The organism is Butyrivibrio sp. M55 (genome assembly GCF_900116865.1).
Taxonomy (GTDB): domain Bacteria; phylum Bacillota; class Clostridia; order Lachnospirales; family Lachnospiraceae; genus Butyrivibrio.
Genome location: NZ_FPCD01000029.1, coordinates 1 through 8,522 on the forward strand (window position 1 = coordinate 1; position 8,522 = coordinate 8,522).

The window sequence follows — 8,522 nt, forward strand, 5'->3', positions numbered from 1 at the left end:
CTATAAAAAATGTATGTACTAATGTATATACATGGGTGTTACACGGGTGTTACGTGGGTAACACGTGGGTGTTACCGCTTTTTCTACACCAAATAGTGGTAAAGGAAGAAAAAATAATATAAAATTGTATGTACCAATGTATATACACGGGTGTTACATGGGTGTTACGTAGGTAACACACAAGACTATCTATTTTTCTACATCTCAAAATAGTATAGTGATTAAGAATGATAACAATAAAAAAGAAGTTTTTTAGAAGGAGACAATGGTTATGGGAGCAAAAGTCATTGCTATAGCGAATCAGAAAGGTGGAGTTGCAAAAACTACATCAGCTTTTAACCTTGCTGCAGCAAAAGCAAGCGAAGGGAAAAAAGTTCTTATGATAGATCTGGATCCTCAGGCATCTTTGACTATTGCTTGTGGTATAGAGCCAGGAGAAGAAAGACTTCAAGGATATAGCACTATAGATCTTTTTGAAAAAGGTAAGGATATTATAGAGACAGCTTTTAAAGTAAAAGGAGTAGGAGATGACTGCTACTTATTTGTAGTTCCTTCTGATCCGAATCTTTCTAAGATTGAGACTTCAATAGTGACTGAGCAGGATATGCAATATTTTGTAAAGGATGCATGTGAGATATTTTCAGATCTGTTTGATTATATATTCCTTGATTGTCCTCCCAACCTAGGGCCATTTGTCATAAATGCTCTTTATGCTGCAGACGGAGTTATCATTCCGGTAAAAACAGATTACCTGAGCTTTAGAGGATTGGAACTTATCTTAGATAGTATTGAAAAAACAAAATCAAGAAAAAGAGGAAATCCAGATCTTAAAGTGCTTGGAGTAGTGGCAACCATGTACAGAAAGAGTACTAAAGATCATCAGGATATACTTTCATTGATTGAGAAAGCAGCACCGTTACTGGGAATTATAAAGGAATCTGTAGAGGCATCAAAATCAGATGTTGATGGTATCCCTGCAGTAATATCAAGTCCCAAGAGTGAGGTTGCAGCTTCATATATTAAAATTGCTAAGGAAATCTAAATGTATGTACTAATGTATCTACATATATAGGAGGCGGTGCATGGGAGATTTAGAGAAAAAAGTAAAAGAGCGTAATAAAAGAACTCAAGAAGCAAAAAAAGAGAATGAGACAATAGAGTTCTTTACAAAAGAAGATCGTAAGAGGCATAAGGGAAAGCTCCTTTCTGTAAGAGTAAATGAAGATACTTACGGAAAATTCAGGCAGATATGTGATCTTAGAGGAACTACAGCAAATGCACAGCTTAATATAATGATGGCAGAATATGTTTTAGAGCATGAAAAATGGCTGAAGAAATAGAAAAATGAAAAAAACCGTCCTCACCGTGAGGACGATTATGTGTAGAAAAAGATAAGTGGGAGAGTAGAGAAGATTAGAATACTATATTCAACTTCCTATTTCCGCATAGTTTTTCTTTGCTCTTATTGCGTTTTTCTATATATCTTTCGTGTTGCATGATCTCAGATAAAGCATCAGTTGCAGCAGTAAAAAGAAAATGAACATGATATTCGTCACCGGCATGATGTTTATGTAGTAATACAACAAGAGTATCATCTTCTTTATAGACACACCAAAATTGTCCTGATCTGCTTTTTAGTTCTATATAATGAGGCTTTTGATTGTAGACATCAAAGGTCATATCAAACAAGCGAATATCGCGTTTATCTAAAGTTCCCATATTGATAATAAACTCCTATAAGTGGAAAGTATCGCGGATAAAATCTGCGATCAGGATTCAGAACGGAATCCATATGATTTAAAACAACGAAAAGTAATATACCATAGAGCGATAATTTGTGCAAATAAAATTTTTGCCATGCCACAAGCATATTAAAAGAACCGCCAGCGAGGGACGGTTCTTTGTGTAAAGAGTATTTGGTTATGTAAACGCTCCCTAGAAGGAGCGGGTTTCGCGAGAAAATTATTAGCTAAAATACTTATTCATATTATTAGCCTTAATCACGTCATCCATAAAAAGCTTGATAGCTCCGCTTACGGATATACCGTTTTCTTCACAAAGCTCTTTGAACTTTGTTTTTTTTTCTTTATCAATTCGAAAGTTTATGCGCGAATCTGTTTTAATAGCAGCGATTTTGTCATAAGAAGTCAGATCTATGTCAAAACCATTCATAGCTATGGACCTAACTATAAATTTTTGAATGGCACTGGCTTCCTTTATGCCAATTTTCCTGCATATATCAATAAACTGCTCTCTCATTTCCCTATTTATTTTTATTTGTTGAGCATCATCTTTAACCATTTAATCGCACCCTCATATTGTATGTTTTTAGTTTTTATCGAATGAATATGGAAGCTTTGGGCTATAGGTAACGCAATAGATCATATAAGCTTTAACTACATTCGACATTTTCAATCCTATATCATTTTCGCATATAATCTGAAAAAGTTCTTTTTTGTTTTTTTCAAGAATCAGTGATTGTCTTGACTCGTTACCACTATATTTTAAGTTTGCATCATTGGTGACACCTAATGGAAAAGGCGCGTTCTTTCTTTTGATGCATTCATCGGCAAGCAGTTCCATTGCAAATGCAACCGATATCTCTCTGCCCTTGCAATATTGCTTGAAATCTTCGTATAATTCCTTGTTTATGCGTATCCCAAGATAATCGGAACTATTTCTCATATTTAAAATCTCCTCACCGTGAGGACGATATTGGGAAGGATTCCCTTCCCAATATTCCTTTCAGTATTTTATTTTTTTGACCCAGTGTAAGGGTTGATAAGATGTAATTTGAGACTTTCAATTGTATCTTTCGCAAGAGCTACAATTGCATCCTCGTCTTCAAATTCAAAGAAATCATTTTCAAGAGAAGCTTCAAGCTTCTTTATAGTACGGATAAGGTTATTAGCGTTCTTTCTTTCTCTAGATATATCCTCAGAATCGCTAACAAAATCGTTATCAGTATCATCCTCTACAAAATTATCATTAGGTTCCTGATTAGTAATAGATGGAGCACTGGTAAGTTGCACATCATCTGATGAATCAGGGGATAAAATTGCTTCGTTATTTATGTCATTTTCTGTACTAACATCATCACGAAGGTATGGCTCAGTGAATGAAGGATCAGTATCTACTTTTAAAAGAGTATCTACTGACTTCCAATCAAGCTTTTCATCATCAGATAATTCTTCAGACATTTCTTTGAACACATCAACCATATGCTTTACATAGTCTCTTGTAAGACGTGCATCATTTGAAAGTGCTTCTTGAAGTATATTGAAGAATTTATGCTGGTCTTCTTCAGACAACGGAGCAATTGGCTGTGCTGAAGACATACCTAATTTTTCATCAGCTACAAGTTGTTGAATCTCAGGGATACATTTTCCAAGAGTCTTATATCTGTCAGCCTGCTGAACAGAGACACCGAGACGCTTAGCAATCTCATCTCTTATATTTCCTTCAAATGAAATGGAACTAAGATATTTTTCATGCTCTTTGTATCTCTTTACAAGAAGAAGCGGATCCTTTGAGGAATCTCTTTGAGCATTAGCCATAAGAACATAATTCTTTACGTCTGCATCAGTCTTAAATTTTGCCGCATCAACAATAATGCACTTGATAGGCTGCTTATTGTTATGGAGTTTTGTCCAAGCAGCAAATCTTCTGTGTCCGGAAAGAATCATATATCTTCCGGAAGCACAACCATAATTAGTTACTTCTATAGGATCTGTGAATCCGTTTTCTTTCATCGATGAAAGAAGATCGTCTATGTTAGATACATCTTCGTTATTATCTGAGTATTCATCAATAATATTTACATCTAAGTTCTTTATCTCATCAGCTTTTGCCATGATACTCTCTGCAGCCTTAGCTGATACAAAAGCTGAGAATCCCTTTTTAAAATCTTTTGCCAATTTCGTCAACCTCGTTTCTTTCTGCCTATTACAGCAATTCTATATATTGTTTCTTAATTAGGTATCTTTACTGATTCTGTCATCAATTACTTTTACAATCTTTCTGTAAGCCTTACTTCCTTTTGAGTTTGTCTTATAAAGGCATACAGGACGACCAAAGTAGATTGATTCTGCAACGGCTGACTCATAAGGTACATTTGTAATGTAATAATCAAGTTCCTGGAGCTCTTCATCTACTGCTTTATGAAGACCGAATCTTATGTCCTTTTTAGCAAGGAATGCACCGATTATTCTAGCTCTGGGATTAACTATCTGAGCATCAGCAAGATCCTTCATTAACTGCTCATAACCTGAAGCTGAATATGCATCAGGTGAAAAAGGAACAAGCATATAATCAGCAATGTATTTAAAGCAAAAATCATTTGTTGCTTTTGATGATGGCGGCATATCAACAAGGACCCAATCGTATCCATTAGAAGTAAGATAATCGTTTATTCTCTTTCCTGCTCCTGCAAGCATTTCTTCGCTTATTGAAACAATACCATTAACTGCATCGATGGTTGAATCACCGCAAAGCACATCAACTTTGTATCTTACGAAATCTTTTCTTCCTCTGGGTTGCCATAAAACACCACAAGTTGCTTCTTCTACATCTGCACCTTTTAGAACATCCATAATAGTTTTTTTAGGCTGTTCATCTTCCGGTACGTTCATGAGCATTGTAGTTGTTGTGTTTCTCTGTGCATCAAGATCGATAGCTAAAACCTTCTTATTCTTCTCGCCTGCCAAAACTCCGGCAATAGAGAACAAAGAGGTAGTTTTACCACATCCACCCTTGCGATTGACTAACGCAACTCTTCTTACTTTTTTCATTCCTATTTCTTCTCCTTTTTTCTTTCTGCTTTACACAGCGGTTCTATCTTTACAATAATCATTATAGTATACGGTACACACAAAGTCAACTATGATTTGTGAAAACTTTTTGATTTATGTCCTCACCGTGAGGACGAGTGATATAGATAGTGAATGTTGTAATTGTGTTATAATACTAATGAAAAAGCGTTGACACTGATAGAAATAGAACTTGCAAAATATTAGGAAGTAGGTGATTAGAAGTGTCATTCTGTGTGAACTGTGGTAATGAATTGATTGAGGGCGCCATGTTTTGTCAGAAGTGTGGCAAACAAACAAATCAAAATGAAAATACAAAGATACGTCAAAAGGAATATGTAGGTAAGATTTTTAAATGTCCTAACTGTGGAGAAGTTTTAAAATCTTTTGTATTAAATTGTCCATCTTGCGGATTTGAATTTCGTGAAATTAAAGTATCTAGTGCAGTAAAAGAATTTGCATTTAAACTTGAAAACATTGAGTCAAAAAGAGAATATGAAAAACCGAAAGGATTGTTTGCTGCAACTGATGCTCAATATAGAGTATCTAAAACAGACGAACAGAAAATTAGTTTAATAAAAAGTTTTGCAGTACCAAATTCTAAAGAAGATATGCTGGAATTTATGATTTTGGCAACATCTAGTATGAATATGGAAGCATATGATTCTGCAAAGCCATCAACAAAAAGCGAAAAAGCATTGAATGACGCTTGGTTTTCTAAGGCACAGCAAGTCTATGAGAAAGCCAAAAGAAGTTATTCAGTAGATGGAACTTTTGAAGAAATAAAATTCCTTTATGATAGTTGCAACGAAAAAATAAAGAAAACAAAGAAAAAAGGTATTTTAAAAAATTGCTTGATTATTGCACTAATTTGTGGTTGGATTCCAATTCTTTGGATAGGATTCCTTCTAGTGGATAAGTTCTATTCTCCTATAGATGAGCAAAAGGAAGTTGAGCGTTTAGAATCAATTGTAGAAGAAATTGAAGTACGGTTAGAAGCAGGAGAATATAAATATGCACTTATGAATGCTGATGGATTAGTTTATAAAGGTTCAATTACCAATGAAGAACAAAAACGTAAGTGGAAGATTGAGCGTGAATACTGGATTGATAAAGTGATTGAAGAAGCAGCCCAAAATGGAGTAATACTTGAACGTCCAAAGGAGATTGATGAAGATGTTGAAGTAGATACAGAAAGCCAAGGGTTTAGCGAGGGGGTTAAAAAAGGGATAAATTCAAGTGGCGAAGAAATACATGAAAATATAGAAGAATTCAATCAAATCATGAATGGAGAAAAAACTTCAGAAGCAAATGAAACTGATGAATCGGAGGGACAATAACATGGGAATTTTCAAAAAGAAGGATGGAGGATTCATGGATGTTATTAGGTGTGATGAACCTTCGTATCTGATTTGGAAGTGGCATCCAACAGGTTCACAATCTAGTTCAAATGGGAGAGAAAATGCAATTCGCTGGGGATCTTCATTAAGAGTGAAAGAAGGCGAAGTGGCAGTGTTTTTTTATTCGCAAGAAAATGGAATAATTCAAGATTTTATTGAGGGACCATTTGATCAGATTATTGAAACTGCAAACCTTCCGGTATTGGCAAGTATCGTGGGGCTTGCGTATGATGGGGCGTCTCCATTTAATGCAGAAGTGTATTTTATTAATCTTGCAAAGATCGTTCAAGTAAAATTTGGGATTCCATACTTCGATGTTTATGATCCAAGATTTGAAGATTTTGGGGTTCCTGTAGCAGTGAGAGGAACAATAAGTTTTAGCATTCAAGATTATCGGGAATTTATAAAACTGCATAGATTAGAAACTTTTAGCATTGAAGCGTTCCAAATACAGATAAAAGATGCTGTAGCAAGATATATAAAAGAAGTAGTTACCAATGCTCCATCTGTGCATAATATTCCTGTAGTTCAGATTGAATCAAAGATTGCGCAGATCAATGATTTGATAGAATTAACCTTAGCTGAAAGATTAAGAGAATGCTTTGGAGTGATTACATCATCCGTTGATATTAGTGCAATTGAGATAGATAAAACGAGTGATGGTTATTTGCAGTTAATGCAAGTCACCAAAGATGTAATATCAGCTACAATGCAAGCGGAAGCTACTGCTAAGATTAAAGATATTCATGACAAGCAGCGCATTGAGATTGAAGATTATGAGGCAAATCTTAAAATTCAAAGAGAAGAATCTCAATATGCTCAGCATAAACAGACTCAAAGCGAAAATTTGGCTGCTTTTCAGATTGAAAAACAAGCAGAAGTGGGAATTGCAGGGGCACAGGCTCTAGGACAAATGGAATCTAATGGTGGTAGTGTTAATTTATCTGGGGGAGATGGAATTAATATGGCTAACATGATGACCAGTATGGCTATAGGGGGAGCTATTGGCCAGAACATGGCTGGAACAATTAATAATATGATGTCTGGAATGAATCAATCAGTTCAAGAAAACCTGACTCCTCCACCTATCAAAACACCTATGTATAATATTGCAATTAATGGACAGTCAAAGGGACCTTTTGATACTGAAACATTAAGAAAAATGATATCGACAGGAGAATTATCAAAGGACAGTCTAGTTTGGTCACAAGGAATGGAAAATTGGATGAGGATGGCTGAAGTTGATAAATTAAAAGACTTATTTAATAACGAAGTGCCACCAATACCAAAAGATAATTAGTTTTTTAATATCTATAGGCTGGTGAGATTCATGATTAGAAGGATATATGAATTGTCAAGTTTTTTTAGGAGTGTAATTGAAGATGCTGTAATTGATAGAAATTTAACTGTTACTCCGTTTTTATCCTATCCACGAGGATGCTGTGATATGGGAAGTGAGTTGCTTGCACAATATTTGTTTGAAAATAATATAGAAACAGAAATGATAAACGGTACAAGCAAAATGGACAATTCTCATCATGTATGGTTATGTACTAAAGATGAGATAACTATAGATATAACAGCTGACCAATTTAATGGACAGGAAGGAATGCCGAGTAATATTGAGCCTATAATTGTTGGAAATGAAGCGCCCATACATAAAATCTTTTCGTATGAAAGGATTATAGAGAAACCAATATGTTTGATGCATCCAATCTATCAAGATGTAGATTGGACAAACGTGAGGGAATGCAAGCTTTGTGAGGCATACCATATACTTCTAGATAAATATCTATAATGCTGCAGGAGTATTGTATATGTCAACAATATTGTTTAGATATCCTCACCGTGAGGACGAGTATATAATAATTACAGACAAAAAAATGGACAGTCCAATGGACTGCCCTGTGTAAAGAGAACCGCCCCTGCAAAAAGCAAGGTTAATTCTGAAAGCTATTATAGTACAGGATACACACAAAATCAGAGAGTGTCAAGTTAAGTGTGTAAGTTTTTTACTTTTATTAAAATCGGTGGTCGCAATGACCACCGATTTTTGCGGTAGTAATGGTGTCTGTAATCTTATCTAAAAGGTAGTTCCGCTTCAATTTCACTGATGAACTGTTTATCAAGTATATAGCCCGATTCATTGGGAATAGGCTCTGAGTCCTGAGCAGGATCGTCATCCCAGCCATAATAACTAAGGGCAAATTTACGAGCTTCATCAGGTGACATGTTCTTAGTGTGAATACGGATGTATTCTTCATCTCGGTAAACTTCAAGAAATGGGATAGGAACACCTCCGTCATACCATCCA

11 protein-coding genes are annotated in these 8,522 nt (G+C 35.2%); 5 read left to right on the plus strand and 6 right to left on the minus strand.

Annotated elements, in window-relative coordinates; all coding sequences use genetic code 11:
* Positions 1-271 precede the first annotated feature (271 nt).
* A complete protein-coding gene (locus tag BM398_RS16790) occupies positions 272-1,042 on the plus strand; it encodes a ParA family protein (protein ID WP_175532005.1) in 771 nt (256 codons plus the stop codon).
* A gap of 40 nt (positions 1,043-1,082) precedes the next feature.
* A complete protein-coding gene (locus BM398_RS16795; protein ID WP_092339436.1) occupies positions 1,083-1,340 on the plus strand; it encodes a hypothetical protein in 258 nt (85 codons plus the stop codon).
* 73 nt (positions 1,341-1,413) lie between these two features.
* Here BM398_RS16795 and BM398_RS16800 read toward each other — a convergent pair whose 3' ends face one another.
* The 5 genes from BM398_RS16800 to BM398_RS16820 form a co-directional block, all read right to left on the minus strand.
* The gene (locus BM398_RS16800; protein WP_092339438.1) at positions 1,414-1,719 is read right to left on the minus strand and encodes a hypothetical protein; all 306 of its coding nucleotides are present in this window, start codon (positions 1,717-1,719) and stop codon (positions 1,414-1,416) included.
* Positions 1,720-1,965: 246 nt separating this feature from the next.
* Entirely contained in the window at positions 1,966-2,301 is a 336-nt protein-coding gene (locus BM398_RS16805; protein WP_092339440.1) for a plasmid partition protein ParG, read from the minus strand.
* A 27-nt stretch (positions 2,302-2,328) separates the two neighbouring features.
* Complete coding sequence (locus BM398_RS16810; protein ID WP_092339442.1) at positions 2,329-2,685, minus strand: hypothetical protein; 357 nt, start codon at positions 2,683-2,685, stop codon at positions 2,329-2,331.
* A 68-nt stretch (positions 2,686-2,753) separates the two neighbouring features.
* Complete coding sequence (locus BM398_RS16815; protein ID WP_092339444.1) at positions 2,754-3,917, minus strand: ParB/RepB/Spo0J family partition protein; 1,164 nt, start codon at positions 3,915-3,917, stop codon at positions 2,754-2,756.
* A 57-nt stretch (positions 3,918-3,974) separates the two neighbouring features.
* Positions 3,975-4,790: a ParA family protein gene (locus BM398_RS16820; RefSeq protein WP_092339446.1), complete on the minus strand. Its 816-nt coding sequence runs from the start codon at positions 4,788-4,790 to the stop codon at positions 3,975-3,977.
* 242 nt (positions 4,791-5,032) lie between these two features.
* On the opposite strand from BM398_RS16820, the gene BM398_RS16825 reads away from it, so the two are divergent.
* The 3 genes from BM398_RS16825 to BM398_RS16835 are packed head-to-tail and all read left to right on the plus strand — an operon-like array spanning position 5,033 to position 8,006.
* Positions 5,033-6,148, plus strand: a complete 1,116-nt coding sequence (locus BM398_RS16825; protein WP_255367735.1) for a zinc ribbon domain-containing protein — start codon at positions 5,033-5,035, stop codon at positions 6,146-6,148.
* Position 6,149: 1 nt separating this feature from the next.
* Positions 6,150-7,508, plus strand: a complete 1,359-nt coding sequence (locus tag BM398_RS16830; protein WP_092339450.1) for an SPFH domain-containing protein — start codon at positions 6,150-6,152, stop codon at positions 7,506-7,508.
* A gap of 30 nt (positions 7,509-7,538) precedes the next feature.
* Entirely contained in the window at positions 7,539-8,006 is a 468-nt protein-coding gene (locus tag BM398_RS16835) for a hypothetical protein (RefSeq protein WP_139233852.1), read from the plus strand.
* 281 nt (positions 8,007-8,287) lie between these two features.
* On the opposite strand, the gene BM398_RS17310 is transcribed toward BM398_RS16835, so the two are convergent.
* The coding region (locus tag BM398_RS17310; protein ID WP_175531926.1) for a hypothetical protein at positions 8,288-8,522 on the minus strand (235 nt) is incomplete at its 5' end.

What these genes read in the sequence shown, in the direction of transcription:
- BM398_RS16805 (WP_092339440.1), bottom strand. Translation starts at nt 2,301, where the DNA reads ATGGTTAAAGATGATGCTCAACAAATAAAAATAAATAGGGAAATGAGA.
- BM398_RS16820 (WP_092339446.1), bottom strand. Translation starts at nt 4,790, where the DNA reads ATGAAAAAAGTAAGAAGAGTTGCGTTAGTCAATCGCAAGGGTGGATGT.
- BM398_RS16810 (WP_092339442.1), bottom strand. Translation starts at nt 2,685, where the DNA reads ATGAGAAATAGTTCCGATTATCTTGGGATACGCATAAACAAGGAATTA.
- BM398_RS16790 (WP_175532005.1), top strand. Translation starts at nt 272, where the DNA reads ATGGGAGCAAAAGTCATTGCTATAGCGAATCAGAAAGGTGGAGTTGCA.
- BM398_RS16830 (WP_092339450.1), top strand. Translation starts at nt 6,150, where the DNA reads ATGGGAATTTTCAAAAAGAAGGATGGAGGATTCATGGATGTTATTAGG.
- BM398_RS16835 (WP_139233852.1), top strand. Translation starts at nt 7,539, where the DNA reads ATGATTAGAAGGATATATGAATTGTCAAGTTTTTTTAGGAGTGTAATT.
- BM398_RS16800 (WP_092339438.1), bottom strand. Translation starts at nt 1,719, where the DNA reads ATGGGAACTTTAGATAAACGCGATATTCGCTTGTTTGATATGACCTTT.
- BM398_RS16795 (WP_092339436.1), top strand. Translation starts at nt 1,083, where the DNA reads ATGGGAGATTTAGAGAAAAAAGTAAAAGAGCGTAATAAAAGAACTCAA.